The sequence below is a fragment of the Mesorhizobium sp. M2E.F.Ca.ET.209.01.1.1 genome, assembly GCF_004010375.2.
GTDB lineage: Bacteria > Pseudomonadota > Alphaproteobacteria > Rhizobiales > Rhizobiaceae > Mesorhizobium.
This window is the reverse complement of record NZ_SADP02000583.1, coordinates 1-347: the sequence shown is the minus strand read 5'-3', so window position 1 is coordinate 347 and position 347 is coordinate 1. Positions and strand designations below refer to the sequence as shown.

Annotated in this window: 1 protein-coding gene; it reads right to left on the bottom strand. The window is 70.0% G+C overall.

Features of this window, described 5'->3' with window-relative positions:
* Positions 1-347: SDR family oxidoreductase (locus tag EN852_RS37000; protein ID WP_135879773.1), on the bottom strand; the 347-nt coding region annotated here is incomplete at both ends.

Genomic DNA, 347 nt, shown 5'->3' with positions numbered 1-347 from the left:
TGGCCGCCGAGATCAGGAAGAACGCGCCCTTGAGATTGACGTCCAGCACGAGGTCCCACTGGTCTTCCGCGACCTCGTTAGCCGGCCCTTCGAGCCAGACTCCGGCGGCATTGACGAGGATGTCGATCGTGCCGCCCCAGTCCCTGGCCTTGCCCACCACGTCGCGGCAGGCGGCGACGGAGCGGATGTCGAGCGGCAGACCGATTGCGTCCGCCCCGGTCGCGGCAATAGTCGCCACGGCGGCGTCGAGCTTGGGACCGGGAAGATCGGCAAGCGCGATCAGCTCGCCGTCAGCGGCGAAGCGCAGCCCGGTCGCCAGACCCATGCCCCCGGCGCCGCCGGCAATC